The sequence below is a fragment of the Methylobacterium sp. 142-1Y genome (genome assembly GCF_057747795.1).
In genome coordinates this window covers 1,395,141-1,420,840 of the sequence record NZ_CM173224.1, presented here as the reverse complement: position 1 = coordinate 1,420,840, position 25,700 = coordinate 1,395,141, and the positions used below count along the sequence as shown (strand labels likewise).

The window sequence follows — 25,700 nt, the reverse complement described above, 5'->3', positions numbered from 1 at the left end:
CAACAAAGCCTTGAGCCCGATCTGCCGTGCCCCGCTACTTCTTCGATATCCTGGATTCGACGCAGAGCGTGCCGGACGAGGCGGGCCTCGATTGCCGCGACATCGCCGAGGCGCATCGCCAGGCGCAGACCCTGATCGACGACGCGATGAACGGCCCCGAAGCGACGCGGATCGACTGGTGCGCGTGGCGCGTCGAGGTGCGCGACGAGGCACGGCACCTGATCTTCACCGTGCCGTTCCCGCCCCGCAGCGATTGAACGCCCACGAAATCCGCCATCCTCTCACGCAGGCTATCCCCAGGGTCGGCCGGCTCACCGGGCGGCAAGGGCTAACATCTCGCGTTCCCGCCACTATACTCAGTCGGAGTGTTGTGGATCCGGCTGCGTCGCGCAGCGGGATGCGACGGTCCGGAGCGCGTCTCCGGCCGCGCCGGGAAGGCTTTGCGATGTCCGACACCGAGGAGGAGGTACCGGCCGACCGTGTGGTCGAGACCCTTGAGGTTTTGCTGCGCTCGCCGCCTTTCCTGCGCTCGCCGAAGCTGGCGCGCTTCCTGCGCTTCGTGGTCGAGGAGGAGTTGGCCGGACGGGGCGCGACCATCAAAGCCTACACCATCGCCACCCAGGCGCTGGGCCGCGGCCCCGATTTCGATGCGAGTCTTGATCCGAGCGTGCGGGTCGAGGCCGGCCGCCTGCGGCGGGCGCTAGACGACACCTATGCCCAGCACCCTGCGGGGCTCGAGGTCCGCGTCACCGTGCCGGTGGGCGGCTACCGGCCCCGGTTCGCCCTCGTGGCGGAGGCGCCGGCCGCCCCGGAGGATGCGGCCGTGCCGGAGCCCGAGGAGGCCCTGCGCCTCCCGGCGGCAGAGGAGGAGCCGCGCGCGATGGTGGTCGGGTTCAGCCCCCGCGGCCAGGTGGCGGTCATCGCGCTGCTCGCCGGCATCCTGTTGGTGCTCTGCGTCGATCTCGGTCTGACCCTGAGCACCCGCTTAGGCGCCGATCCCGTGCCGCCGCGCGACATCGCCGCACGAAGCAAGTAACGGCGGCAAGTAACGGCGGCGAGTAACCTCAGCAAGTAACCGCGGCAGATGAACGGTCAGGTCCAGCGGGTGGCGAAGCGAGCGAGATCCGCCGCGCTTGCGAAGGCGACGACGCCAAGGGTGCGGGTCTCCTCCGGCAGGCCCGGGAACAGCACGTAGGTCACGCTGCGCCGGCTATAGGCGGTGCTGGGCGCCTCCGTGACGGTCCAGTCCCGCACCTCCTGCGCGAGCGCGTCGGGATCGTCCGGCGCGACCAGGCCGGACCGCTCGCGCAGGGCGAGCACGTAGGGGCCGAGATCCGGATGCTGCTCGCGCAGGACCTTGACGATATCGATCATCGCTCGAGCATTTTCCGACGACGTGGAGACCGGTCCGCGAGGACAAGGCGGCAAAGCAACGGGCCCGGACCACCGCCCGACCGCAGCGCGGTCGAACGGTGGTCCGGATATCAGAAGCTCTGCGGCTCGTTGATTTGCACCACCGGCTGGCCCTTGAAGAAATTCGGGATGTCGCCGAAGATTTCCTTGCCGTGGGCCGCGCCCGCCTTCTGGAAGTCGTCGAGCGAGCGGAAGGCGAGGAGCGCCATCACCTGGAACGGGGCCGGGCTGCCGTCGGGCGTGCCACCGGCCTTCACCACCTCGACCTTGTCCAGGCCCATCGGGGACCAGCGCTCGCGCACCAGCGGAATGTGGTGCTTGAGGTAATAGTCGAGGTCGAAGGGCAGGGCGTCGGCGCCGCCCGGATACATCACGCTGACCAGGATCATGGCGTTCGGTCTCTCCCGGATGCGGGACCCGTCCCCGGTCCCTGACGGCCAGAGAGCATCCTTTGCCGGCCCGGCGCAAGCGCGCCGGGCTCGGGCTCGGGTCGGTTCAGGCGGAAAAATCCGTCATCCCCACAAGGCGGGCTCCGGCGGGTGGACCAGGCTGCCCTCGAACCTCAGGCCGGGCTCGCGGTCGCTGGCCAGCAGCAGCGGGCCGTCGAGGTCGACGAAGTCGGCGAACCCTGAGAGCAGCATCGCCGGCGCCATGGCGAGCGAGGTGCCGAGCATGCAGCCGACCATGATCGACAGGCCCCGTGCCTTCGCGTCCTGCGCAAGCCGCAGGGCCTCGGTGAGGCCGCCGGCCTTGTCGAGCTTGATGTTGATCGCGTCGTAGCGATCTTTCAGGGCGTCGAGGTCGACGTCGCCGTGCAGGCTCTCGTCGGCGCAGATCGGGATCGGACGCGCGATCCGGGCCAGCAGCCCGTCATCGCCCGCCGGCAGGGGCTGCTCGATCAGTTCCACCCCGGCCGCCGCGCAGGCCGCGAGGTTGGCCTCCAGCGTGTCGGCCGACCACGCCTCGTTGGCATCGACCACGAGCCGCGACGCCGGCGCACCCCGGCGCACCGCGGCGATCCGCTCCGGATCGCCCGCCCCGCCGAGCTTCACCTTCAGGAGCGGCCGCGCCGCCGCCATATGGGCCGCCGCCGCCATCTCCTCCGGCGTGCCGAGGCTCAGCGTGTAGCAGGTCGTCACCGGCGCGGGCGCCGGGATGCCGGCGAGCACGTGGGCGGGCCTGCCGCTCCGCTTGGCTTCGAGGTCCCACAGGGCGCAGTCGAGGGCGTTGCGGGCGGCCCCCGCCGGCATCCGGCCGGCGAGATCCCGGCGGGTGAGCCCGGCGGCCAGCGCCTCGCCTTGCTGGGCAATCAAGTCGCGCACGCCCTCCACGGTCTCGCCGTAGCGGGCGTAAGGAACGCATTCGCCGCGGCCGGTGACGGTGCCGTCCGTGACCTCGGCCACCACCACCACGGCCTCCGTCCGGCTGCCGCGGGAGATGGTGAAGCGGCCGGCAATCGGCCAGCGCTCGATTGTCGTCGCGAGCCGGATCACGCCGGGAACTCCGCGACCAGCCGGTCGACCAGCCCCTCGACGCCGAACCGCACCGGATCGGTCGCCGGCAGGCCGTAATCGCCGGCGAGCGTGTCGAGGAGCGCCCTCGCCTCCCCTTCCGCCAGGGCCTGGGTGTTGATGGCGATGCCGGTCGGCCGGATCTCCGGGTTGGTCAGGCGGCCGAGCTGGATGGTGAGGTCGATCACCTCGCGGATGCTCGGCAGCGGGTGCTTGACCCCGCGCATCGTCGTGCGGGTCGGCTCGTGGCAGACCACGAAGGCGTCGGGTTGGGCGCCGTGCAGCAGGCCGAGGCTGACGCCGGCGAAGCTCGGATGGAACAGCGAGCCCTGGCCCTCGATCAGGTCCCAATGCTGCGGATCGGCGGCGGGCGCGATCCACTCGACGGCGCCGGAGATGAAATCGGCCACCACCGCGTCGATGGCGACGCCGCGGCCGGAGATGAACACCCCGGTCTGGCCGGTGGCGCGGAAATCGGCGTCGAGACCGCGGGCCCGCATGCCCTTCTCGAGCGCCAGCACGGTGTATTTCTTGCCGACCGAGCAGTCGGTGCCGACGGTGAGCAGCCGCCGGCCCGGCCGCCGCGTGCCCTTGCCGGTATCGAAGCGCTCGTCGGAATGGCGCACGTCGTGGAGCTGGCGCCCGTGGCGCGACGCGGCCTCGGCGATCGCCGGCACCGAGCCGAGGCGGGTGTGAAGCCCGCTCGCCACGTCGAGCCCGGCCTCGATCGCCTGGACGATGGTGGAGATCCAGTGCTCGGGCAGCACGCCGCCGGCATTGACCACGCCGACGATCAGCGTACGGGCGCCCTTGGCGACGCCCTCGGCGATCGTCAGGTCCGGGATGCCGAGATCGGCGGCGCAACCGGGCAGGCGCAATTGCCCGACGCACCATTCGGGCCGCCAGTCGACGATGCCGTAGGCGGTCTTGGCGGCGAGCTTGTCGGGCACGTCGCCGAGGAACATCAGGTAGGGCGTGGCGATCTGCATCGGTCTCGTCGGTCCGTCGTCGCGGGGGCGTCACGGGTGCCGGGCGCGCGTGGCAATCACCGGCAGGACACCTTCGCGCGGGCGCGGCCACGGTGCAACAGGCCCGCCGCGAGGGGGTGCCCAGCCAGGGGCGACCTGCACCGGCGCCGACTGGCCCGCGCCTTGCCAGGGGCGGGCCGGGCACGGCCCTCGGTTTGTCAGGTCTTGCGCAGAATGCCCCACCCGGCGGCGGCGGCGGCCCCGAGCCTAACCCTTGACGTGATGATCGCCGTGGCGGACTAGGTCGATGCCCAATAGGAGAGCACGAATGCGTTTGAGAAGCCTGCTTCCCGTCCTGCTCGCCGGTCTGGCGGCCTCCGCCGGCACCGCTTCGGCCCAGGATCTCAGCGGGACGCTGAAGAAGATCAAGGAGACCGGGCAGATCACGCTGGCCTACCGCGATTCCTCGGTGCCGTTCTCCTACCTCGACAACAACCAGAAGCCGGTCGGCTTCGCGATGGACATCTGCTACAAGATCGTCGACGCGGTGAAGTCCGAGCTGAAGCTCGACAAGCTCGAGGTCAAGCTCAACCCGGTGACGTCGGCGACGCGCATCCCGCTGATCGCCAACGGCACCGTCGACCTCGAATGCGGCTCGACCACCAACAACGTCGAGCGGCAGAAGCAGGTCGCCTTCACCAACACCCACTTCCTCACCGCCAACCGCTTCATCGCCAAGAAGTCGAGCGGCCTGACGAAGTTCGAGGACCTGAAGGGCAAGACCGTCGTGTCGACCTCGGGCACGACCAACATCAAGCAGATCAACGAGTACAACGCCGAGAAGAAGCTCGGCATCACGATCCTGCCGGCCAAGGACCACGCCGAGGCGTTCCTGATGGTCGAGACCGGCCGCGCCGCCGCCTTCGTGATGGACGACGTGCTGCTCGCCTCGCTCGCCGCCTCGTCCAAGGAGCCGACCGCCTACGCGATCTCGACCGACGCCCTGTCGAAGCCCGAGCCCTACGGCATCATGCTGCGCAAGGACGATGCGCCGTTCAAGAAGGTCGCGGACGCCGCCACCGCCGCCTTCTACAAGAGCCCCGAGGCCAAGGTCACCTACGACAAGTGGTTCATGAAGCCGATCCCGCCGCGGGACATCAACCTGAACCTGCCGATGAGCGAGGCGCTGCAGCACGCCTTCGCCAAGCCGAGCGACAGCCCGGACCCGGCCGCCTACTGATCTGAAGACCGGGCGCCGCTTTCGCTGCGGCAGGGCGGCGCCCCACTTCGTTCCCTCTCGGCACTTTTTCCCTGTGCCTTCGCCCGCGTCCGGCCTCGCCCGGGCCGGAAAACCGTATACCATCGGACGCCGACATCAGCCTCCCCGAGAACCGAGCGGACCCGGAAGACAGGGCATGAACTACAACTGGAACTGGGGCATCTTCTTCGAGGCGTCGCCCGAGGGGAACGGCACCTACGCCGACATGCTGCTGTCGGGCCTGATGTGGACGATCCTCACGGCGCTCTGCGCCTGGGTCATCGCCTTCGCCATCGGCTCGGTCGTCGGCGTGCTGCGCACCCTGCCGAGCCGGGCCGCGCAGGCCGTCGGCAACGCCTATGTCGAACTGTTCCGCAACATCCCGCTCCTCGTGCAGATGTTCCTCTGGTACTTCGTGCTGCCGGAGGTGCTGCCGGAATCCTGGGGCACCTGGCTGAAGCAACTGCCGAACGCGCCGTTCTACACCGCCGTGGTCTGCCTCGGCTTCTTCACCGCCTCGCGCGTCGCCGAGCAGGTGCGGGCCGGCATCCAGGCCCTGCCGCGGGGCCAGCGCATGGCCGGCACGGCGCTCGGGCTCACCACCGCCCAGACCTACCGCTACGTGCTGCTGCCCAACGCCTACCGCATCATCCTGCCGCCGCTGACCTCCGAGTTCCTCAACAACCTGAAGAACACGTCGGTGGCGCTGACCATCGGCCTCCTGGAGCTGACCGCCCGGGCCCGCGCGATGCAGGAATTCTCGTTCCAGGTCTTCGAGGCCTTCACGGCGGCGACCCTCATCTACATCGTCATCAACCTGCTGGTGGTGACCGTGGCCGGCGTGATCGAGCGCCGCGTCGCGGTGCCGGGCCGCTGATCCTCTAACGCTTCGGGCAGGGTCCTCGCGATGTTCTCGAATTTCGATTTCGGCGTCATCCTGAATTCCTGGCGCTACCTGTTCCTCGACGGGATGACCTTCACGCTGACCCTGACCGCGCTCGCGGCGATCGGCGGCGTGATTCTCGGCACGCTGATCGCCATGATGCGGCTGTCGGGCCTGCCTGTGCTGCCGCAGATCGCCAAGGTCTACGTCAACTTCATGCGCTCGCTGCCGCTGGTGCTGGTGATCTTCTGGTTCTACTTCCTGGTGCCGTATATCGGGCAGTGGGTCACCGGGTCCGAGCGGCCGATCCAGGTCGGCGCCTTCTCGTCCTCGCTCATCACCTTCACGCTGTTCGAGGCGGCCTACTTCTCCGAGATCATGCGGGCGGGCATCCAGTCGATCCCCAAGGGACAGGGCGCGGCGGCCTCGGCGCTCGGCCTCACCTACTGGCAATCGATGGCCAACGTCATCCTGCCCCAGGCCTTCCGCAACATGCTGCCGGTGCTTCTGACCCAGACCATCGTGCTGTTCCAGGACACCTCACTGGTCTACGTCCTGTCGATCACCGACTTCCTCGGCGCCGCCTCCAAGATCGCGCAGCGCGACGGGCGCCTCGTCGAGATGTACCTGTTCGCGGCCGTCGTCTACTTTGCCGTCTGCTTCATCGCCTCGCTCCTGGTGCGCCGCCTGCAGCGCCGGGTCGCCATCATCCGATAGGATCCGCGCCATGACCTCCTCCGCGATGCCGCCCGTCAGCCCCGTCTCGGAGCCGCAGGCCGCGGCCGACGCGGCGCCGGGCACCGGCCCCGTCGGTACCCTGCTCACCGAGCGCCCGCCCGTCGCGGCGACCACCGGCCCGATGATCGCCATCGACACCGTCTCGAAGTGGTACGGCGACTTCCAGGTGCTGACGAACTGCACCACCTCCGTCACCAAGGGCGAGGTGGTGGTGGTCTGCGGCCCCTCGGGCTCCGGCAAGTCGACGCTCATCAAGTGCGTCAACGCTCTCGAACCGTTCCAGAAGGGCCAGATCACCGTCGACGGCACCAAGATCGCCGACAAGAAGACCAACCTGCCCAAGCTCCGCTCGCGGGTCGGCATGGTGTTCCAGCATTTCGAGCTGTTTCCGCACCTGTCGATCACCGACAACCTCAGCCTCGCCCAGCGCAAGGTGCTCGGGCGGAGCAAGGACGAGGCGCAGGCCAAGGGCCTCGCCCTGCTGGAGCGGGTCGGCCTCAAGGCCCATGCCCACAAGTTCCCGGGCCAGCTCTCCGGCGGTCAGCAGCAGCGCGTGGCGATCGCCCGGGCGCTCGCCATGAACCCGATCGTGATGCTGTTCGACGAGCCGACCTCGGCCCTCGACCCCGAGATGGTCGGCGAGGTGCTCGACGTGATGGTCGAGCTCGCCAAGGAGGGCATGACCATGATGGTGGTGACCCACGAGATGGGCTTTGCCCGCAAGGTCGCCCACCGGGTGATCTTCATGGACAAGGGCGAGATCGTCGAGGACGCGCAGAAGGAAGAGTTCTTCGGATCGCCCCGCAGCGAGCGCGCCCAGACCTTCCTGTCGCGAATCCTGTCGCACTGAACGTGCGCCATCCGCAGGTGTGAGTGCGAGGGGCCCCGCGTGGGCCCCTTGTCGTTGGTCGAAGACCCGCAACCCGACCCTCCCCCCTCTGCGGGGGAGGGTGGCCCCCGGAGGGGGCCGGGAGAGGGGACGCCGCCTCCGGAGAAGTCGCGACCAGTCTCAAAGGCGCCACGTCGATTAGCGTCGCGCTGCCCCTCTCCCGGCTCACTGCGTTCGCCACCCTCCCCCGCAGAGGGGGAGGGTTGAGGTCGAGCTGGTTGACATCCGCCGCTCACGCGGATGTGAACGTCTCCCGCAGAACAGCGAGACCCCGCGGGATTAGACGCCGCCCGGCGCACGTTCACCCATTATGATGCTTCGCAAGCGCCCCGATGTCCTCGACCTCCTGGTGCCGCTCCGGCGCTACGCCCGGTCCCTGACGCGCGATGCCGCGCAGGCCGACGACCTCGTGCACGACACCCTCGTGCGCGCCCTCGAGCGCCAGGGCTCCCTGCGCCCGGGCACCAACCTGCGCACCTGGCTGATGACGGTGCTGCACAACGCCTTCATCGACGACCAGCGCCGCCGCAAGGTGGAAGCACGCTACGCCGATGCCCTCGGCCACATCGTCGAGGAGGCGACGCCGCCGGCCCAGGAAGGCCATGTGCGCCTGGCCCAGGTGCGCGAGGCGTTCGGGCGCCTGCCGGCTGAGCAGCGCGAGGCCCTGCACCTCGTGACCATCGAGGGGCTGGCCTACCAGGAGGCCGCCGACGTGCTCGGCATCCCGATCGGCACGCTGATGTCGCGCCTCGGACGGGCCCGGGCGGCCCTGCGCAATATCGAGAGCGGCGGCGTCTCCCGCCTGCCGGCCCCGGAGGACGCGCCCGAGCGACCGGCCCCGCGCCTGCGGGTGGTCGAGGGCGGCACCAGCACGAGGGCGTCGTGATGAGCGGCGAACACTCACCGGAGACGACCATGGATCCGATCACCGAGGCCGACCTGAACGCCTATATCGATGGCCAGCTCGACCTCGGCCGGCGGATCGAGGTCGAGGAGCATCTGGCGGCGCGGCCGGAGGTGGCGGCCAGGGTGATGGCCGACCTGCACACCCGCGACGCCCTGCGCGCCGCCTTCGGGCCGGTGCAGGGAATCGAGGGGCACGGTGTCGACGTGCGGCCTGGCCCCTCGCCCGAGCGCCTCGCCGCGGCGGCCCGCCGCCTCGACCGGGCGCTGACCTGGCGGCGCATCGGCGCGCGGCTCCAGCGCGCCGCCGTGATCGCCATGCTGGTCGGGACCGGCTGGCTCCTGCACAACGAGACCGGCGATTTCGGCGTGCAGAACACCAACGCCTCGACCTATTCCCCGACCTTCGTCGAGGAGGCGTTGCAGGCCCGCCAGGCCGCCCAGGTCCGCGCCCGGGTGACCTCGCAGCGCCCGACCCCGGCCTATGACCGCCGCGAGGTCGAGGCGGCGACCGGCATCGCCCTGCCCGACTTGCCGTCGGACTGGCGCGTCGACGACATGCAGATCTTTCCCTCGCGCAGCGGCGCGGGCGTCGAGGTCGCGATCGATGCCGGCCAGCTCGGCAAGGTCGCGCTCTTCGCCACCCGCATGCCGGATGCGGAGGCGAGCGCGCCCGCCATCGTCCGCTCGCCGGAGGCCGTCACGGTCTACTGGAAGGCCGGGCACGGCGCCTACGCCCTCAGCGGCTCGGGCAGCGAGCCCGATCTCGGCCGCGCCGCCGCCACCCTGGCGGCCCTGAAGCACTGACCGTCTCACCCGCCCCATCCCGGAGCACTCTCCCCGATGAATACTCCTTACGCCTGGCAGACCCATGCGGCTCCCGCCGGTGCGGTCTTCGACGAGGGCCTGCGGCGCCACATGCTGCGGGTCTACAACACGATGGGCCTCGGCCTGGCGCTGACCGGCCTCGTCGCGCTCGGCGTCTCCTCGACCCCGGCACTCTATAAGCCGCTCTTCGGCACGCCGCTGAAATACGTCGTGATGCTGGCCCCGCTGGCCTTCATCATGGTGCTGTCGTTCCGCGCCGACCGGATCTCGGCCGCCACCGCCCACACCCTGTTCTGGACCTTCTGCGGGGTGATGGGGCTGTCGCTCGCCTCGATCTTCCTGGTCTTCACCGGCACCAGCATCGCCCGCACCTTCTTCATCACCGCGGCGATGTTCGGGGCGACCAGCCTGTACGGCTACACCACCAAGCGCGACCTCTCGCGGATGGGCTCGTTCCTGGTGATGGGCTTGATCGGCCTCGTCATCGCCAGCCTGGTCAACATCTTTCTGGCCTCGTCCGCGCTGCAATTCGCGATCTCGCTGATCGGCGTGGTGATCTTCACCGGCCTCACCGCCTACGACACCCAGTCGATCAAGGAGCAGTATGCCGAGAACTGGGGCGAGGAAGCCAATTCCAAGCTCGCGGTGTTCGGCGCCCTGTCGCTCTACCTGAACTTCATCAACCTGTTCCAGATGCTGCTGAGCCTCACCGGCGAGCGGGAATAGGCACGGCCCTCCACCACGGACCCTCGACTTCGCACCCGCCTGTCCCGCAAGGGAGGGGCGGGTTTTTTCTTGGGCATCGACGCCTTCGATTCGACACATCTGACCCCATCCGCAGCCTCATCCTGAGGTGCGACCGAAGGGAGCCTCGAAGGAGGGCTCCAGATGTCGCCGCGATCCCTGGAGCCCTCCTTCGAGGTCAGTCGATCCATGATCGACTGACACCTCAGGATGAGGTCGAGGGTGGGAGAAAGAATGCCTCGGCTCTTGGGCAGGGATAGTCCTTGGGAGGCGCCCCCGGCCCCGTACGTATTCCAGGCGCCGCGCCCCTCCCCCTTGACCTCCGGCCGCCCCAAGCCCCACACCGCGCGCCGAGAGGCGCCCATGTCCGACATCCTGGTCATCGACAACTACGATTCCTTCACCTGGAACCTCGTCCACCTGATCGGGCCGCTCGCCGGCGCGATCGAGGTGGTGCGCAACGATGCGATCACCGTCGAGGAGATCCGCCGGCGCGCGCCCGACGCCCTGGTGCTGTCGCCCGGCCCCTGCACGCCGAGCGAGGCCGGTATCTGCCTCGACGTGGTGCGGAGCTTGAGCGACGAGATCCCGATGCTCGGCGTCTGCCTCGGCCTCCAGGCGATCGGCCAGGCCTTCGGCGGCGATGTGGTGCGGGCGCCGGCTCCGATGCACGGCAAGGTCTCGCAGGTGCGGCACCGGGCGACCGGGCTGTTTCGCGGCATCAACGGGCCGTTCTCGGCCACGCGCTACCACTCGCTGGTCGTCGAGCGGGCGACCTGCCCGGCGAACCTCGTCGTGACCGCGGAGGCCGACGGGCTGATCATGGCCCTGGAGCATGCGGAGCGGCCGGTGCACGGGGTGCAGTTCCACCCCGAGAGCATCCTGTCGCAGCACGGCGAGACCATGGTGCGCAATTTCCTCGCCCTCGCCGCGGCGTGGAATATGAAGGCCCGGGGTGACAAGCGCGGCCGAGATGTGCATTGACGGGACCGGCCCGACACAGGCGCTGAGATCAGGCACGTACTCGTCATGGACTCGTTCAAGCCCTACCTGGCGAAGGTCGCCACGGGCGCCGCGCTGACGCGCGAGGAGGCGCGCCGCGCCTTCGATCACCTGCTCTCCGGCGAGGTGACGCACGCCCAGGCCGGCGCCTTCCTGATGGCCCTGCACGTCCGCGGCGAGGCTCTGGACGAGATCACCGGCGCCGCGGGCGCCTTGCGCGAGCGCATGACCCGCGTCGCGGCGCCCGAGGGCGCGATCGACATCGTCGGCACCGGCGGGGATCATTCGGGCAGCTACAACGTCTCGACGCTCGCGGCGATCGTCACCGCCGCCTGCGGCGTGCCGGTGGCCAAGCACGGCAACCGCGCCGCCTCGTCCCGCTCGGGCGCCGCCGACGTGCTCGCGGCGCTGGGCGTCGGCATCGGCCTCACCCCCGATCACCTCGCCCGCTGCCTCGCAGAGGCAGGCCTGTGCTTCATGTTCGCCCAGTCGCACCACGCCTCGATGCGCCACGTCGCGCCGGTGCGGGTCGAGATCGGCACCCGGACCCTGTTCAACGTGCTCGGGCCGCTCTGCAACCCGGCCGGGGTGTCGGCGCAGCTGCTCGGCGTCTACGCGGCTTCCCTCGCCGAGCCGATGACCCGGGTGCTGGGCGAACTCGGCAGCCGCCGGGTCTGGACCGTGCACGGCTCGGACGGGCTCGACGAGATCACCACCACCGGCCCCACCGCCGTAGTCGCCCTGGAAAACGGCGCGATCCGCCGTTTCACCCTCGATCCGCGGGAGCTGGGCCTGCGCCTGGCGCAACCGGAGGAGTTGCGCGGCGGCGACCCGGCGCACAATGCGGGGGCCCTGCGCGAGGTCCTCGACGGCGCCCGCACACCCTACCGCGACATCGGAATCCTCAATGCCGCAGCGGCCCTGATGGTGGCCGGGCGCGTTGACAGCCTGCAGGACGGCGTGACCCGCGCCGCCCAGGCGATCGATACCGGCGCGGCCAGGGCGGTCCTGGAGCGCCTGGCGGTCGTCTCGAACGCGTAATTCGACGGCGTCTCCCTGAACTCGATATCCCCGACACGCTCCCGAGGGGAGGACACGGCCTTGTCCGACACCGATACGACGTCTTCCGACGGCGAGGGCCGGCCGCGCCCGGCCGACGTGCTCGCCCATATCGAGGCCTACAAACGGCGCGAGATCGCCTCGGCGAAGCTGCGCGTGCCGCTGGCCGAACTGGAGAAACGCGCCGCGAAGGCCGACCCGCCCCGGGGCTTCGCCGACGCGATCGCCGCCCACGTGGCGCAGGATCGCTTCGCGCTGATCGCCGAGATCAAGAAGGCCTCGCCCTCCCGCGGCCTGATCCGCGAGGATTTCGATCCGCCGGTCCTCGCCCGCGCCTACGAGGCGGGCGGCGCCACCTGCCTGTCGGTGCTCACCGACGAGCCCTCGTTCAAGGGCAAGCCCGAATACCTGACGGCGGCCCGCGCCGCCTGCTCGCTCCCGGTCCTGCGCAAGGACTTCCTGTTCGAGCCCTACCAGGTGGTCGAGGCCCGGGCCTGGGGCGCCGACTGCATCCTCGTCATCATGGCGAGCCTCGACGACGACGAGGCGTCGGCCCTGGTCGAGACCGCCCACGATCTCGGCATGGACGTGCTGGTCGAGGTGCATGACGAGGCGGAGCTGGCCCGCGCGCTGCCCCTCGGCACCCGGCTCATCGGCGTCAACAACCGGGATCTGCGGACCTTCAAGGTCTCACTCGACAACGCCGTGCGCCTGAGCCCGCTGGTGCCCCAGGACCGGATCCTGGTCGGCGAGAGCGGCATCGGCAGCCACGGCGACGCGCAGATCCTGGCGCGTGCCGGCATCCGCACGCTGCTCGTCGGCGAGAGCCTGATGCGGCAGGACGACGTGACGGCGGCGACGAAGCAGTTGCTGTTCGGCGATCAGGCCTGAGTCGCGACGGGGGCGGTCAGGAACCCGATCAGGGCTTCGCCGACCGCCGCCGGCTCCTCGTGCTGGAGCCAGTGGGTGGCCTGCGGAAAGTAGCGTAAAGTGCCCTGCTCGCAGAGGCGCAGGCTCTCGGCGGCAAGCCCGCGTTCGAGCGCCGTGTCGCGCTCGCCCCACAGCACCAGGACCGGCGGCCGGATCGGTCCCGGCGCCGGCCCCCGCCTCAGGCGCAGGGCCCGGTACCAGTTCAGCATCGCCGTGATGGCGCCAGGCCGGCGCCAGGCGGCGGCGTAGAGGTCGAGATCGTGGGGCGAGAAGGCCCCGGCCCGGCTCGAATTCGTCAGGGCGCGGCGGAGGGCCCTGCAATCGCCGGCGCGCAGCAGCGCCTCGGGCAGGCCGGGGAGCTGGAACAGCCCGACATAGACGCTCCGCAGCATCTGGGTCGGGTGCCGGCGGGCATAGGCGCCGAACACGTCCGGATGCGGTGCGTTGAGGATCGCCAGCCGCTCGAGCCGGTCGGGATGGCGCGCGGCCACCCACCAGGCGACGAGGCCGCCCCAATCGTGCCCGACGAGGCGGAAGCGATCATGCCCGAGGGCGTCGGCGAGGCCGGTCACGTCGTCGGCGAGACGGTCGAGATGGTAGGCCGCGATCCCCTCCGGCCGGCTCGACAGGCCGTAGCCGCGCTGATCCGGCGCCACCACCCGCAAGCCCGCTGCCGCGAGCGGGCCGATCTGGTGCCGCCAGCCCCACCAGGTCTCGGGGAAGCCGTGGAGCAGCACGGTGAGGGGCCCGTCCTCCGGGCCGGCCTCGGCGACGGACAGGGTCAGGCCGCGGACCGGGATGCGACGTGTCGTGGGATCGATCGGCGTCATCGCGGCGGCCTCCTCGGTGACTTGAGCCTCGATGACTCAAGCCTCGGTGACTTGCCTCGGTGACTTGGACAGCGAGAGCGGAACGCGGCACCGAGGTCGGGTTCGGTAGACTGACGCTGAGCGAGGCGTTGCGCCGCAGCATCACCTGCGACGTGGATACCACAAAACGCGGATAGACCCTTGCCAGCCGAGCGGGCAGGGCTTAGCTTTTAATGGCAACGCGGCGATGGCGTCGCAGCGTTGCTGCCCTCTTTGGGCGTTTCCTCCCTAGACTTGGGCCACACCTCGCGTGTGGCCTTTTTTCTTAGGTGCGAGGACGTCTGTCAACGGTCAAGCTGAGTGGGATTCACCGTGTTTTGCGCGAGCCCGCAGGGCCTTGCGCCGGGACCGACAAGGTCCGGACAATCCCGGACCGGCCGCGTTCACCATCCATCAAGCAAAGGTGCGGATGCGCACGGCGCAAGACGCCCTTACGTCCTAAACGTCGCCCTGTCACGCGGCGAAGGAGGCTCGGCGATGATCAGGGAAAGACTCGACGACATCCGGTTCCTCGTGACCCTCGCGGTGGTGGCGATGGTCGGCAGCCTGCTCGCGGGCCTGTTCACCTGAGACGGGCAGGCCCGATTTTTTGCCGATCCGATTTTTTGAAAAACTTCTTTTCGGCGGTGGCATCGGGGCGGTTCACGCCGTGCCGGCCACCAGGGCCGCGACGGCAGCGCGGTCCGGCAGGGCCTCGAACACGCCCTTGCGGCAGACCACGCAGGCACCGCAGGCGGCAGCCATGCGCAGGCTCTCGGGGAGCGGGCGGCCCTCGGCGAGACCGACCGCGAGCCCCGCCGTGAAGGCGTCGCCGGCCCCGAGCGTGTCGAGCGCCGTCACGGAGAAGGCCGGCTGGGCCAGGACGGGATGGCCGATCCGGAAGGCGAGCGCGCCACCGGCCCCGAGGGTGATCACGACGAGGTCCGGCCCGCGGGCGAGGAGCGCCTCCGCGAGGCCGCCCCAGGCCTCCGGGCCCCCCTCGCCCGCCCCGCTCCCGCCATCGGGCACGGGCATCCCGAGGGCCGCGCCGAAGGCCGCCGCCTCGACGGCGTTGACGACCAGGATCGCGGCCTGCGCCAGAATCTCAGGCGACGGCACCCGGAACGGCGACGGGTTGAGCAGGGTGCGCACGCCCGCCGCGCGGGCGATCCGGAAGGTCTCCGCCACCGCATCGTCACCGACCTCGAACTGCGCCAGGACGAGGGCGCTCCCGGCGATCCGCTCCGCCGCCGCCCGCACCTCCGCGGCCCCAAGCCGGGCATTGGCGCCCGGATGCACCGCGAGGCAGTTCTCGCCCGAGGCGTCGATGAAGCCGATGCCGGCCCCCGTCGGGCCGGCGAAACGGTGCAGCATCGCGGCGGGCAGGCCGGCACGGGCGAGGGCCGGCGCGGCGAGGGCCGCGAGCGGGTCGTCGCCGATCGCCAGGAGGCCGTCGACCGTGGCGCCGAGACGCCGTGCGCCGACCGCGAGGTTGAGGCCCTTGCCGCCCGGCTCGACCAGGAAAGCCTGTGCCCTCAGCGATTCGCCCGCTCGCGGCAGACGGTCAACCGTGGCAGAACAGGCCACCACGAAGCTCCCGAGGACGAAGAGAGCCGGATCGGCCACCATGTCGACTCTCTCCCCGACGCTGATTTCGGCGCTCATGCCCCCTCCCCATCCCGTCGCCCGCGCCGTGCCGGCGCGCGGCCGTCGCATCGGCTGAGCCGCCGATGCCCGAGCCCTCGTCCGGGCCCGGCCCGGGCCCCCCTGCCCTGACGAGCCTGGTGCGGCTGCGCCACGATACCGCGAAGCCGCTCTATCAGCAGCTGGAAGAGCAGCTGCGCGGGCTGATCGAGGACGGCACGGTGGCGGGCGGCACGACGCTGCCGGCCGAGCGGCCCTTCGCGGAGGCGTTGGGCGTGAGCCGCACCACGGTGCAGCGCTGCTACGATTCCTTACGCCGGCAGCACTACCTCACCGCCCATGGCCGGCACGGCTTCATCGTCGCGGCCGGGCGCACCCGGCTCAGCCCGGGCATGGACCGGCTCAAGGGCTTCACCGAGGAGATGCGGGAACTCGGCCGCGTGCCCTCGACGCGGATCGTCGATCGCCGCGTGGTCCAGGACCGCTCGATCGCCTCGCTGTTCGGCCTGCCCTCGACCGCCCCGTTCCTGAAGCTGGTCCGCATCCGCTGCGGCGACGGCATGCCGCTGTCGCGGGAGGTGGCGTGGTACGACCTCACGGCGGTGCCGGCGCTGGCCGAGGGCGATCTCGACGGCTCGGTCTACGCATTCCTGGGCGCGCACGGGGCGGCCCTGGTGCGCTGCCGCCAGACCATCGAGGCGGCGATGCCGGACGAGACGGAATGCGCGGTGTTCGGTTTCACGCAAGCCCTGCCCTGCCTGCTGATCAAGCGCCACTCCTATGCCCGGGACGACCGGATGATCGAGTATGTCGAGGGCCTGTTTCGCGGCGACGCCTACGCCTACCGGCTCGACCTGAGGGCGTGAGCCCGAACCGCCGCCACCTCGGCACCGTAGGCCACCGGCAACTGCACCGCCGCCACCAGGGCGACCAGTTGGCTCTGCTGCCGGGTCCCGGTCTTGAGGAAGATGCGGGCGACGTGGGTGCGCGCCGTGGTGACGCTGATGCCGAGTTCCGCGGCGATCTCGGCGAGGCAGCCGCCATGGGCCAGGCCTGCGCCGACCTGCGCCTCGGCCCGGGTGAGGCCGAACAGGGTACGCAGCTGCACCTCGATCTTCCCTTGAGCCCGCAGGAGCCGGGCCACCACCACCGCCCGCCCCGGCGCCGCTTCGTCGTCCAGAGGCGAGACGCAGACCGAGACGCCCGGCTCGTCCGGGCCGCCGCCCTCGAGCTGCAGGAAGCCGACCGCCTCCCCGGGCCGCCCGTCGCAGGCCGCCTGGATCAGGGCCTGGAGCCGCGAGCGGCCCTCCGCCTGGCGTGCTCCGAGGTGCCTGACGACGTGATGCGCGGTTCCGTGATGCTTGGTGCCGTGACAGCCGCCTGTCGCGTGCTGGCCCGACAGGGCTCCGTCGGGCCGGTCGAGGAGGTCCGTCGCCTCCCGGTTGGCGTGGAGGATGTGCCCCTGCCGGTCGACCACCAGCACCGCGAGGGCGAGGGCGTCGAGGGCGGCGGCCGCCGCCGGCTGCCAGGCGGTCATGCCGGCGGTCACGGTGCGGTGGTCCCGGTCACGCGGCTGCGGCGCCGCCCGTCCTCCACCCCACACCCACTGCACGCGTGCATCGTCGCCCCCCGGCAAGCCGTCGCGAACGAGCGGGTCTCGACCCGTTCGGGTCCATATAAGTACCAAAACCTCTGCGGCACAAGACTGTTCATCGCAGCCGCGGCGCAGTGATTAAATCAGACATGATTGGTCTGATTGCGGTCAGATGCTTGCATCCGGCATCAATCGGAGCCCTGTGGTCGGGATTGGTATCATCCTTTCGGATGAGACGCGGGCCACCGAATGATCGACCGCTTCGTCTCGGTGCCGGCGCCATGGTCGAGGCCGCCGTGCTGGCGATCCTCACCGTCGGCTCGGCAATCGATCGCGGCATCTTCGGAGACGATCACCTGCAATCCAGGCAGTACGATTTCATTTCACGCCAGATAACAAATTGCCTGATCCGTGAATTTTTACAGCAATTGCTCGTTTCTGGAGTGCGTTCGCCTCATGAATACGGGATCGACCCCGCATCGTCTCCCCTGATCCGGGCAGCCAGGAATCCGGTATGTCGCGGAGCGTGTTCGACGCCCACGCCACATCCGCTGCACCGGCCGATCGAACCGGCTCCCGAGACGGGCCACCCGCCGTCCGGTCGACGCCGTCAGGCGGGCGCGCTCGCCAGGCGCGGCGTCGCTCCCGCCCGGCGCGGGCGGCGCCAGATCAAGCGGCCGAGGGCCGTGCCGGCGCGGCGGCAGAACAGGGCGGCGGCGAGAAACCAGGCGAGGCCGAGCCAGAGGCCCTGCAGGATCGCCAGCAGGGCCGAGCCCAGCACCAGGGCACCGCGGCCGAGCAGCGCCAGGACTGCGCGGGTGCGCCCGCCCAGGCCCTCGGACAGGCGGGCGACGCGGCGCAGGTCGTCGGCATTCTCCGCCACGGCGAGGGCCTGGAGGGTGCCGCGGGCGCCGAGCCGCGCCTGGATCCGGGCCGATTGCTCCCCGACGCTGCGGATCTCGCGGAACGCGCCCGGCTTGAGAACCCCCTTCGCCCCCTGGCGCAGGGCAGCGATGTCGAGCCGGCCGGCGGCCGCGGTGGCAAGGCCCAAAGCCTCCCGGTCGATCGCGGCGCCGGCGCTGCGGGTGAGATGCGCGGCCAGCGGCCGGGACAGCTTGCCGGTGCGGGCGGCGAGCTTCAGGGTCGTGGTGCCGGCATGGACCGGCACGCTCGAGCCGAGGGACACGATGGTGGCGCCGGTCAGCGCCAGCCCGGCGGTGGCAAGCCCGAGGAGCAGCGGGTCGTAGGCCTCGCCGCGGGCGAGCCGCCCGCCCTCGCGCCACACATCGCGCAGATCGCCGTAGCCGACGAGGTCGCCCGCCACGGCGCCGGCGAGCCCGGCCATGCCGGCCCCCTCCCCGCTGACGAAACCGGTCGCCGCGTCGGTCAGCGCCCGGCGCGGCGCGGTCTCGGCGAGCGCCGCCACGGCCGCCCGCCGCTCGGGCGAGACCGCCACGCCCCGCTCCTCGGCCAAGGCCAGGAAGCTGTGCGCCAGGTCGTCGTCGCCCGCCGCCACGGCCGCGTCGAGGCCGGCACCGATCCGCTCCGGATCGGCGACCGAAGCCAGGCGCAGGGTCGCCAGCGCCGCCGGGTCGTCGGCGGCCTCGCGCAGGCGCCAGGCCTGCGCGCAGTCCGGCAGCAGGACGGGCGCGGAGACCGCGACGCCAGCGCCGGCGAGCAGCATCAGCGCCCCGGCCGCGCGCCGGCGCCAGCGCGAATCCGGCACGGCGATCCGCACCGCCTAGCCCGGCTCGACCTGCGGGGCATGGCCGCCGAGTTCGTCGACCAGCACCCGGGTGTTCTCGGAGTAGTCGATCGGCACAGCCACGAGGTGCACGCCGCCCGCCGCGAAGGCGGCCTCCAGGGTCGGCGCCAGCGCCTCGGCGGAGGTCACGCGATGGCCCTTGGCGCCGTAGGATTCGGCGTAGACGACGAAATCCGGGTTGCCGAAGGTCATGCCGTAATCGGGGAACCGATCGACCGCCTGCTTCCAGCGGATCATGCCGTAGGCGCTATCGTCGAGCACCAGCACCACGAGGTCGAGCTTGAGGCGCACCGCCGTCTCGAGCTCCTGGCTGTTCATCATGAACCCGCCGTCGCCGCAGACCGCCAGGACCCGGCGCTCCGGATGGACGAGCTTGGCCATCATCGCCGAGGGCAGGCCCGCCCCCATCGTGGCGAGCGCGTTGTCGAGGAGCAGCGTGTTGGCGACGTGGGTGCGGTAGTTGCGGGCAAACCAGATCTTGTACATGCCGTTGTCGAGGCAGACGATGCCGTCCTCCGGCATCACCGCCCGGACATCATGGACGAGGCGCTGCGGCGTCACCGGGAAGCGGTCCTCCTCGGCCCGGTCGTTGATGCGGGCGAGGATGTGCTGGCGCATCTCCAGGAGGGCGGGCTCCGGATCGAGCCGTCCGCCGAGCCGGTCGGCCAGCGCCGTGACGGTGGTGCCGATATCGCCCACCACCTCGGCATCCGGATGGAAGACCTGCTCGACGCTGGCCGAGACGTAGCCGACATGGATCACCCGCGGGCCGCCCGCGACCCGGCCCATCAGGAAGGGCGGCTTCTCGACGGTGTCGTGGCCGATCGAGATGATGAGGTCGGCGCTGTCGATCGCCTCGTGGACGTAGTCGCGCTCCGACAGGGCCGCGGTGCCCACGTAGAGGTTCGAGCCGCCGGTCACCGCGCCCTTGCCCATCTGGGTGTTGAAGAACGGAATCCGGGTGCGGCGCACGAAGTCGGAGAGCGGCTCGACCAGGCGCGGGCGGTTGCCGGCGGCGCCGATCATGATCAGCGGGCGGCGGGCCTGGAGGATCATCGCGGCGGCGCGCTCGATCGCCGCGGGGTTGGCCACCGGCCGGTCGATCGGGTGCGACGGCACCAGGGCGACGTCGGCCTCTTCCGCCGCGATGTCCTCCGGCAGTTCGAGGTGGACCGGGCCCGGCCGCTCCTCGGTGGCGACCCGGAAGGCGTCGCGCACGATGGTGGGGATCGAGGCGGCCGACACGATCTGGCGCGTCATCTTGGTGAGCGGGCGCATCGCCGCGATCACGTCGACGATCTGGAACCGGGCCTGGCGGGCGCTCATGATCGGCTTCTGGCCGGTGAGCATCAGCATCGGCATCGCGCCGAGATGGGCGTAGGCCGCCCCCGTGGTGAAGTTGAGGGCGCCGGGGCCCAGCGTCGAGATGCACACGCCGGGCCGTCCGGTGAGGCGCCCATGGGTCGCCGCCATGAAGGCCGCCGCCTGCTCGTGGCGGGTCAGCACCAGCTCGATCTTCGACTGTCGCAGCGATTCGACGACGTCGAGATTCTCCTCGCCCGGGATGCCGAAGATCCGGTCCACGCCCTCGTTCTCGAGGGCGGCGACGAGCAGATCGGAACCTTTGGTCATCGGGCGCTCCTCCGGGCGTGTCCGTCTCTTGAGTTAAGACCCCGGATGACTCGGCGCAACGGATCGGACGCCGCCGGGTCGGTCCGGGATCGGATCGCGGCATCCGGAAGCACAGGAGCGGGGGAATGCGGCCAACGGCCCCATCATCCCGTACCCTCGGCAAGTCCGGTGCACGGACTGCCCCGATCGTCATCGCTGCGCCGGGACGAGATCGTCGTACTCTCCCGCCGTGACATCCGCAGCGTCTCGGCAGAAAGGCGCCACTCCAAATGAATAATATTATAAATTTTGTATATCGATAATTTACATTCGCAAATTTCAATTATAGATACACGTCAATATTTTAAATACTCCAGCCAGGTATCAAGCGGCAACGATCGGTACCGAAGGGCCATCACGCTGTAGCGTCGCGTAAAAATCCTCCTCTTCCGTGCCATTTTATCGATCGCCGGAGACGTGGTGGCCTATCGTCAGAGAAACGATCCAGACAAAATAAGATAAAACTGGTGCGACGCGGGGGCCTCCCGGCATAACTTCGTCCTTCTGCGTCAGATTTGCCATCTCACCGTGAGGAACCGGGCGCGAGATGCTGTGTTGCCGTGCCGCGCTGCAACGGCCCGATCCGAGCCGCCGCAATGGTCCTGTCCTTCGAGCAACGGACGATTTGATGTCACCTCAATTCTGGCTCTGGCTCGGCTTCGCCGGCATGAGCGTCGGCGCTGCCCTCATCCTGTTCATCGGCAAGAGCCGCACGCCGGCCGAGGAAACGGACACCATCATCCACGGCCTCGTGCCGATCATCGCCGCCTGCTCGTATCTCGCGATGGCGACCGGGCAGGGCAGCATCGTCCTGCCGGCCGGGCCGGATGCCGGCACCGCCACCCGGGCGTTCTACTTCGCCCGCTATATCGACTGGTCGTTCACCACGCCGCTGCTGCTGCTCGGCCTGGCGAACACCGCGATGCACAGCGGCATGCGCCGCCGGGCGGTCGTCGGAGGGATGATCGGCTCCGATCTGATCATGATCGTCACCGCGCTGGTCTTCGGCCTGAGTCAGGTGGCGTGGCTGAAATGGACCTGGTTCGCGATCTCCTGCGGCGCCTTCCTGGCGGTATATTACGGCATCTTCGTGCAGCTGCGCCAAGAGAACGCCCGCGAGCGGGACGATACCCGCGCCGACTTCCTGCGCAACGCCGTGTTCCTGTCGGTGATCTGGCTCGCCTATCCGGTCGTGCTCCTGTTCGGCGACGACGGGCTCGGTCTGCTCGGTCCGGCGCTCGGCCTCGGCATCATCGCGGTGCTCGATCTCGTGGCGAAGGTCGTCTACGGCGTGATGGCGACGATGCAGACCGCCAAGCGGGTCGAGCGCGACCTCGCCGAGGGCAAGGCGGCACCGGTGCGCCCCCACCTCGCGGCGGCCGAGTAGGCGCCGATGATGCGCCGGCCTTCCCCGATCCCGGCGCTGGCCGGCGCGCCGATGCCGCAGATCCTGCGGCCCGGCCTCCTTCGGGGAGCGGCGTCCTGCCTGCTCCCCGCGGCCGCCCTGCTTCTCGCTGCGACCGCCCTGCTGCCGCGGCAGGCGGGCTGGCTCGCCGTCCTCGCCCTGGTGATCGGTCTCGGCGTGCCGCACGGCGCCCTCGACGGCGAGGTGGCGAGACCCTTCCTGCGCCCGCGCTTCGGCCGGGCCTGGTTCGCCGTCTTCGCCGCCCCCTATCTCGCGCTCACCGCGGCCGTCCTGATCGCGTGGAGGCTGGCCCCCGGGACCACCCTCGCGGGGTTCCTCGGCCTGTCGGTCCTGCATTTCGGCCGGGAGGATGCCGGGCCGGGTCGTCCGATCGAGGCCCTCGTCAGGGGCGGCCTGCCGGTCGCGCTACCGGCCCTGGCGAGCCCCGACGAGACCGCCCGCATCTTCGCGGTGGTGACCCACACCGCGATGCCGGTGCCGCCGACATGGTGGACGGCATCCGCCTGGGCCTGGCTCGGCCTCGCCCTCGCCTGGCTCATCGCGGGCCGGCCTGCCCCGCGCGTGCTCGCGGAGGTCGCCGCCTTGGGCCTCGCCTTCCTGGTCCTGCCGCCTCTCAGCGCCTTCGGGCTCTACTTCGTCTGCCTGCACGCGCCGCGGCACATGCGGGCGCTGGCCGACGACCCCGTCCGGGCGCCTGCGGTGGACGGAATGGGCCGGGCGGTCCTGCTGGCGCTGCCGGTCTTCGGGCTCACGCTGGTCGTCGGCCTTCTGCTATGGCCGACCTATCCGCAGGGACACGGCGTCGAGCGGTTGCTCGCACTGACGCTCCAGCTCCTCGCCGCCCTGACCCTGCCGCACCTGCTGCTGGACGGGTGGGTCGAGTGGTCGGCGATGCGGGCCGATGCGCGATCCCGTTCCCACCGCGGTGGGCGGTGAGCCACCGCCTCACTCCTGCTGGCGCGGGCGCCGCGGCGGGCGGGCCGCCATCGCCGCCGAGGCGAGGGCGTCGGCGGGGGCGGTCTTGCCGCGCACCAGGGCGCGAGCCTTCTCGGAGGCCGGGCGGGCCGGCGGCGCGGGCATCTCGGCGGGCTCCGGGGCCGCCGCGGGCGTCTCGTGGGCCGCCTTCTCCGGGACCGCCTTGGCGGCGGGCTTCGCCTTGGCAGGCTCCTTGGCCGCCCCCTTGGCCGGACCCTTCGCGGACTTGGGCTTCGCCACCGGCGCCGCGACCGGGTCGAGGTCGGCGGCGAGCGCCATCAGGTGGCGGCGATGCGCCACCGCCGGTCCGTCCTTGAGGTCCGGGTGGTGCTTGTCGAGGCGGGTGACCAGGGCCTTGACCTCGGCATCCTTCAGCCCGTCGACGATCAGCGCCAGGGGCTGGGGGCCCAGCGCCTCGCGCACCGCCCGCAGGCCCGCCAGATCCAGGGTCTTGGCCTTCAGCTGCTTCGTCACCAGGGCGTGGGCGGCCTTGGTGACGTCGCTGCGGATCGCCGGGAAGGCCTCCGGCGCCTCCGCGATCGCGCACAGGACCGCGAGGCCGTCGATCTCAAGCGCCATCCAGGGCCTCCTTCAGCTCGGCCACCACCGGGGTGATCACCTCGCCGATCAGGTCGCGGCTGGCGTCACGATACTTGTTGGCGAAGGTCTGATACTCCAGGGTGAGCGCGTTCGCCAGGGCCGCCGATTGCGGCACGCGGGTCCTGAACAGTCGAAACCGCGCGCCTTCCGCAGCGGCACTCTCCTGGAGCGTGGCGTAGGTGGTCGCCTGCTGCTTGGTGTTCTGCCAGCGGGTGATCAGCACGTGCGGGGGTCGTTTGGGCGCCAGCATGCTCTCCGAGGCGCTGCCGACGCCCCAGATCGTCTCGTAGAACGCCTTGAGGCCGTAGGTGGACAGGAAGTCCGAGATGCAGGCGACCACCACGAGGTCGCTCGCCCGGATCGCCACCTCGGTCATCGGCGAGATGCCGGGGGCGCAGTCGAACAGCACGTAGTCGTACTGGTCGCGCAAGGGCGCGAAGTCTTCCTGGAACAGCTTCCACAGGTGGCCCTCGATGGCGTGCATCGAGTATTTGCGCTTGGTGAGCGCGTAGATGATCTCGCGCTCGACGATGCGCAAGGAGGGGCCGGAGGCCAGCAGCGAGATCGGCAGCGGCTCGCCGAGATGGGTGGTGCTCGAGACGTAGTCGCGGATGAAGTCCGGCAGGGCGGCCTTGTCGCGGTCGACGATGCGCAGGCCCAGGTAATAGTCGAGGGTGCGGCCCCCGGTGATCATCTCGGCCAGGATCCCGTCGCCGGCAAAGCACACCGAGGCGCTGGCCTGGGGGTCGAGGTCGATCACCAGCACCGAGGCGCCGCCGGCGGCCAGCGCATCGGCCAGCATCACCACGCTGGTGGTCTTGCCGACGCCGCCCTTCATGTTGGCGACAGCAACGAGCTTGCCGGAAACGGGCTTGCCGGTCATGTGCGGATTCCCGGCCGCTCGGCGGGGGCGCGGGTCCGCAGCGTCGTCGCGGCGGGCGGGCGGAACGGGGCCATCGGGGCTCTCTTCACGGCGGGTCCCCTTTCCACCACCGGGGCTTGCGGCAAGTCAAGGCCGGTTGCAGGGCGCTCCCTGCTTCAGCCGCCGCAGCGGGTATAGGTGGCCGAGCCGCGCTCGCTCGCCCAGGTCAGGCGGCTGCCCGCCACGGTCAGGCGCACCCGCGAGGTCCAGTGGCGGCCGGCGCTGCTGCACGAGGCGGTCATGGTCCAGCTCCGCCCCTCGCGCCGCGTGTTCCGGAACCGGCACACAGTCTTGCCGGCCCGGGCGCTGCCCGGCCGGATCACCGCCGGCAGCAGGCCGTGGCGGGCGGAGCGTCGGCTGGAGCAGGCAGCAAGGCCCGGTCCCCACACGCCCGCATAGGCCGGTGGCACGTCCTCGTCGGCGTCCCCCATCGCCTCGACCGCGCGGGGAGCCTCCTTGACGGGCCGCTCGCGCTCCGCCCGGCCCTCCTCGCGCGGCTCGGGCTTCGGCCGCGGCGTGGCGGTCCGGACGGGCGGGGCCGGCGTCCTGTCCTCCGGATCGTCCTCGGGCGCGAGGTCGCGGGGGGCGAGGTCGTGGGCGGGGGCGGGCTTGACCGGACCGAAGCCGGACTCGTCCGGGCCCGCATCCCGCAGCGGCGCCGCGCCATCGCGGGCGCCGACCCGGCCCGGCGGCTCGCGCCAGGTGCTCGCCGGCTGGCCCGCCTCCGTCGGCACCGCATCCGGCGGCGGACGGCGGCGATAGATGGGAATCGTCGAGCGGTAAGGCTTCGACAGGACCGGCGGGTCGGCGGGGATCTCGAGGTCCGACTGCGCGACGGCCCGGCCCGGCCCGGCCATGCTGGCCGCGCCGGCCAGCACGAACAGGCCGGCCGCGAAAAGGCCCGCGCGGTGAAACGCCCTCATGATGCCCCCAAGGGTCCCCCGACGGATGCCGGCGGTCAAGTCTTAGAGCGCGCGCGAACCTCATGGACATGGGCTTCGGGACCGAGCGCGCAGCGAAATCGTCGGTGTCGCCCGGCGGACACTGTCCCGAGGGGCAAACTTGCCTAGAGCGCTTCACGATCGCGCTGCCATCGCGAAGCTCTCTAGGTCTTTGATTTTGCCGCATT

Annotated in this window: 27 protein-coding genes; 15 read left to right on the top strand and 12 right to left on the bottom strand. The window is 70.7% G+C overall.

What is annotated here, in order from left to right; translation table 11 throughout:
* Nucleotides 1-26 precede the first annotated feature (26 nt).
* Together AC3AOF_RS06615 and AC3AOF_RS06610 are read left to right on the top strand one after the other, a co-directional pair.
* A complete protein-coding gene (locus AC3AOF_RS06615) occupies nucleotides 27-257 on the top strand; it encodes a DUF6894 family protein (RefSeq protein ID WP_236991520.1) in 231 nt (76 codons plus the stop codon).
* A gap of 188 nt (nucleotides 258-445) precedes the next feature.
* Nucleotides 446-1,036: a hypothetical protein gene (locus AC3AOF_RS06610; RefSeq protein ID WP_236991521.1), complete on the top strand. Its 591-nt coding sequence runs from the start codon at nucleotides 446-448 to the stop codon at nucleotides 1,034-1,036.
* A 56-nt stretch (nucleotides 1,037-1,092) separates the two neighbouring features.
* On the opposite strand, the gene AC3AOF_RS06605 is transcribed toward AC3AOF_RS06610, so the two are convergent.
* The 4 genes from AC3AOF_RS06605 to dgcN form a co-directional block, all read right to left on the bottom strand.
* Nucleotides 1,093-1,374, bottom strand: a complete 282-nt coding sequence (locus AC3AOF_RS06605) for a hypothetical protein (RefSeq protein WP_236991522.1) — start codon at nucleotides 1,372-1,374, stop codon at nucleotides 1,093-1,095.
* A gap of 110 nt (nucleotides 1,375-1,484) precedes the next feature.
* On the bottom strand, nucleotides 1,485-1,802 hold the full coding sequence (locus AC3AOF_RS06600; protein ID WP_236991523.1) for an EthD family reductase: 318 nt from the start codon (nucleotides 1,800-1,802) through the stop codon (nucleotides 1,485-1,487).
* Between the two features lie 123 nt (nucleotides 1,803-1,925).
* Nucleotides 1,926-2,906, bottom strand: coding sequence for an N-acetyl-D-Glu racemase DgcA (gene dgcA, locus AC3AOF_RS06595; protein ID WP_236991524.1), 981 nt, complete (start codon nucleotides 2,904-2,906; stop codon nucleotides 1,926-1,928).
* The gene (gene dgcN, locus AC3AOF_RS06590) at nucleotides 2,903-3,913 is read right to left on the bottom strand and encodes an N-acetyltransferase DgcN (RefSeq protein ID WP_236991525.1); all 1,011 of its coding nucleotides are present in this window, start codon (nucleotides 3,911-3,913) and stop codon (nucleotides 2,903-2,905) included. Before dgcN ends, dgcA begins: the two co-directional genes overlap by 4 nt.
* A 307-nt stretch (nucleotides 3,914-4,220) precedes the next feature.
* Here dgcN and AC3AOF_RS06585 point away from each other — a divergent pair, with 307 nt between their 5' ends.
* The 10 genes from AC3AOF_RS06585 to trpC all read left to right on the top strand — a co-directional run bounded on the left by AC3AOF_RS06585 (nucleotide 4,221) and on the right by trpC (nucleotide 13,087).
* Entirely contained in the window at nucleotides 4,221-5,132 is a 912-nt protein-coding gene (locus AC3AOF_RS06585; protein ID WP_236991526.1) for an amino acid ABC transporter substrate-binding protein, read from the top strand.
* Between the two features lie 175 nt (nucleotides 5,133-5,307).
* On the top strand, nucleotides 5,308-6,027 hold the full coding sequence (locus AC3AOF_RS06580; protein WP_488348015.1) for an amino acid ABC transporter permease: 720 nt from the start codon (nucleotides 5,308-5,310) through the stop codon (nucleotides 6,025-6,027).
* Between the two features lie 30 nt (nucleotides 6,028-6,057).
* The gene (locus AC3AOF_RS06575; RefSeq protein WP_236991527.1) at nucleotides 6,058-6,750 is read left to right on the top strand and encodes an amino acid ABC transporter permease; all 693 of its coding nucleotides are present in this window, start codon (nucleotides 6,058-6,060) and stop codon (nucleotides 6,748-6,750) included.
* A 142-nt stretch (nucleotides 6,751-6,892) separates the two neighbouring features.
* The gene (locus tag AC3AOF_RS06570) at nucleotides 6,893-7,621 is read left to right on the top strand and encodes an amino acid ABC transporter ATP-binding protein (protein ID WP_236992869.1); all 729 of its coding nucleotides are present in this window, start codon (nucleotides 6,893-6,895) and stop codon (nucleotides 7,619-7,621) included.
* A gap of 352 nt (nucleotides 7,622-7,973) precedes the next feature.
* Nucleotides 7,974-8,546, top strand: a complete 573-nt coding sequence (locus AC3AOF_RS06565) for a sigma-70 family RNA polymerase sigma factor (RefSeq protein ID WP_488348965.1) — start codon at nucleotides 7,974-7,976, stop codon at nucleotides 8,544-8,546.
* A 29-nt stretch (nucleotides 8,547-8,575) separates the two neighbouring features.
* Complete coding sequence (locus tag AC3AOF_RS06560) at nucleotides 8,576-9,370, top strand: anti-sigma factor family protein (protein ID WP_236991529.1); 795 nt, start codon at nucleotides 8,576-8,578, stop codon at nucleotides 9,368-9,370.
* A 36-nt stretch (nucleotides 9,371-9,406) separates the two neighbouring features.
* On the top strand, nucleotides 9,407-10,117 hold the full coding sequence (locus AC3AOF_RS06555; RefSeq protein ID WP_099954738.1) for a Bax inhibitor-1/YccA family protein: 711 nt from the start codon (nucleotides 9,407-9,409) through the stop codon (nucleotides 10,115-10,117).
* Between the two features lie 381 nt (nucleotides 10,118-10,498).
* Nucleotides 10,499-11,119: an anthranilate synthase component II gene (locus tag AC3AOF_RS06550; RefSeq protein ID WP_236991532.1), complete on the top strand. Its 621-nt coding sequence runs from the start codon at nucleotides 10,499-10,501 to the stop codon at nucleotides 11,117-11,119.
* Between the two features lie 45 nt (nucleotides 11,120-11,164).
* Nucleotides 11,165-12,178, top strand: a complete 1,014-nt coding sequence (trpD, locus tag AC3AOF_RS06545; RefSeq protein WP_488348014.1) for an anthranilate phosphoribosyltransferase — start codon at nucleotides 11,165-11,167, stop codon at nucleotides 12,176-12,178.
* Between the two features lie 60 nt (nucleotides 12,179-12,238).
* The gene (gene trpC / locus AC3AOF_RS06540; protein WP_488348013.1) at nucleotides 12,239-13,087 is read left to right on the top strand and encodes an indole-3-glycerol phosphate synthase TrpC; all 849 of its coding nucleotides are present in this window, start codon (nucleotides 12,239-12,241) and stop codon (nucleotides 13,085-13,087) included.
* On the opposite strand, the gene AC3AOF_RS06535 is transcribed toward trpC, so the two are convergent.
* Both AC3AOF_RS06535 and AC3AOF_RS06530 read right to left on the bottom strand, forming a co-directional pair.
* On the bottom strand, nucleotides 13,078-13,956 hold the full coding sequence (locus AC3AOF_RS06535; RefSeq protein ID WP_488348012.1) for an alpha/beta fold hydrolase: 879 nt from the start codon (nucleotides 13,954-13,956) through the stop codon (nucleotides 13,078-13,080). The genes trpC and AC3AOF_RS06535 overlap by 10 nt on opposite strands.
* Nucleotides 13,957-14,637: 681 nt before the next feature.
* A complete protein-coding gene (locus tag AC3AOF_RS06530) occupies nucleotides 14,638-15,639 on the bottom strand; it encodes a PfkB family carbohydrate kinase (RefSeq protein WP_488348011.1) in 1,002 nt (333 codons plus the stop codon).
* A gap of 65 nt (nucleotides 15,640-15,704) precedes the next feature.
* On the opposite strand from AC3AOF_RS06530, the gene AC3AOF_RS06525 reads away from it, so the two are divergent.
* The gene (locus AC3AOF_RS06525) at nucleotides 15,705-16,484 is read left to right on the top strand and encodes a GntR family transcriptional regulator (protein WP_236991537.1); all 780 of its coding nucleotides are present in this window, start codon (nucleotides 15,705-15,707) and stop codon (nucleotides 16,482-16,484) included.
* Here AC3AOF_RS06525 and AC3AOF_RS06520 read toward each other — a convergent pair.
* The 3 genes from AC3AOF_RS06520 to AC3AOF_RS06510 all read right to left on the bottom strand — a co-directional run bounded on the left by AC3AOF_RS06520 (nucleotide 16,460) and on the right by AC3AOF_RS06510 (nucleotide 20,609).
* Nucleotides 16,460-17,230: a helix-turn-helix transcriptional regulator gene (locus tag AC3AOF_RS06520; protein WP_236991538.1), complete on the bottom strand. Its 771-nt coding sequence runs from the start codon at nucleotides 17,228-17,230 to the stop codon at nucleotides 16,460-16,462. The genes AC3AOF_RS06525 and AC3AOF_RS06520 overlap by 25 nt on opposite strands.
* A gap of 592 nt (nucleotides 17,231-17,822) precedes the next feature.
* Nucleotides 17,823-18,950, bottom strand: coding sequence for a hypothetical protein (locus AC3AOF_RS06515; RefSeq protein WP_488348010.1), 1,128 nt, complete (start codon nucleotides 18,948-18,950; stop codon nucleotides 17,823-17,825).
* Between the two features lie 3 nt (nucleotides 18,951-18,953).
* Entirely contained in the window at nucleotides 18,954-20,609 is a 1,656-nt protein-coding gene (locus AC3AOF_RS06510) for an acetolactate synthase large subunit (RefSeq protein ID WP_488348009.1), read from the bottom strand.
* A gap of 667 nt (nucleotides 20,610-21,276) precedes the next feature.
* Between AC3AOF_RS06510 and AC3AOF_RS06505 the strand changes: the two genes are divergently transcribed.
* Both AC3AOF_RS06505 and AC3AOF_RS06500 read left to right on the top strand, forming a co-directional pair.
* Nucleotides 21,277-22,035 carry a bacteriorhodopsin gene (locus tag AC3AOF_RS06505; RefSeq protein WP_236991541.1) on the top strand — a complete coding sequence of 253 codons (759 nt, stop codon included), beginning with the start codon at nucleotides 21,277-21,279 and terminating at the stop codon, nucleotides 22,033-22,035.
* Between the two features lie 6 nt (nucleotides 22,036-22,041).
* Nucleotides 22,042-23,010 (top strand): Brp/Blh family beta-carotene 15,15'-dioxygenase, encoded by a 969-nt coding sequence (locus AC3AOF_RS06500; protein WP_488348008.1) that lies wholly within the window; start codon nucleotides 22,042-22,044, stop codon nucleotides 23,008-23,010.
* 9 nt (nucleotides 23,011-23,019) lie between these two features.
* On the opposite strand, the gene AC3AOF_RS06495 is transcribed toward AC3AOF_RS06500, so the two are convergent.
* The 3 genes from AC3AOF_RS06495 to AC3AOF_RS06485 form a co-directional block, all read right to left on the bottom strand.
* A complete protein-coding gene (locus AC3AOF_RS06495) occupies nucleotides 23,020-23,628 on the bottom strand; it encodes a hypothetical protein (RefSeq protein ID WP_488348007.1) in 609 nt (202 codons plus the stop codon).
* The gene (locus tag AC3AOF_RS06490; RefSeq protein WP_236991544.1) at nucleotides 23,618-24,532 is read right to left on the bottom strand and encodes a ParA family protein; all 915 of its coding nucleotides are present in this window, start codon (nucleotides 24,530-24,532) and stop codon (nucleotides 23,618-23,620) included. Before AC3AOF_RS06490 ends, AC3AOF_RS06495 begins: the two co-directional genes overlap by 11 nt.
* 155 nt (nucleotides 24,533-24,687) lie before the next feature.
* Entirely contained in the window at nucleotides 24,688-25,494 is an 807-nt protein-coding gene (locus AC3AOF_RS06485) for a hypothetical protein (protein ID WP_488348006.1), read from the bottom strand.
* Nucleotides 25,495-25,700: the final 206 nt, after the last annotated feature.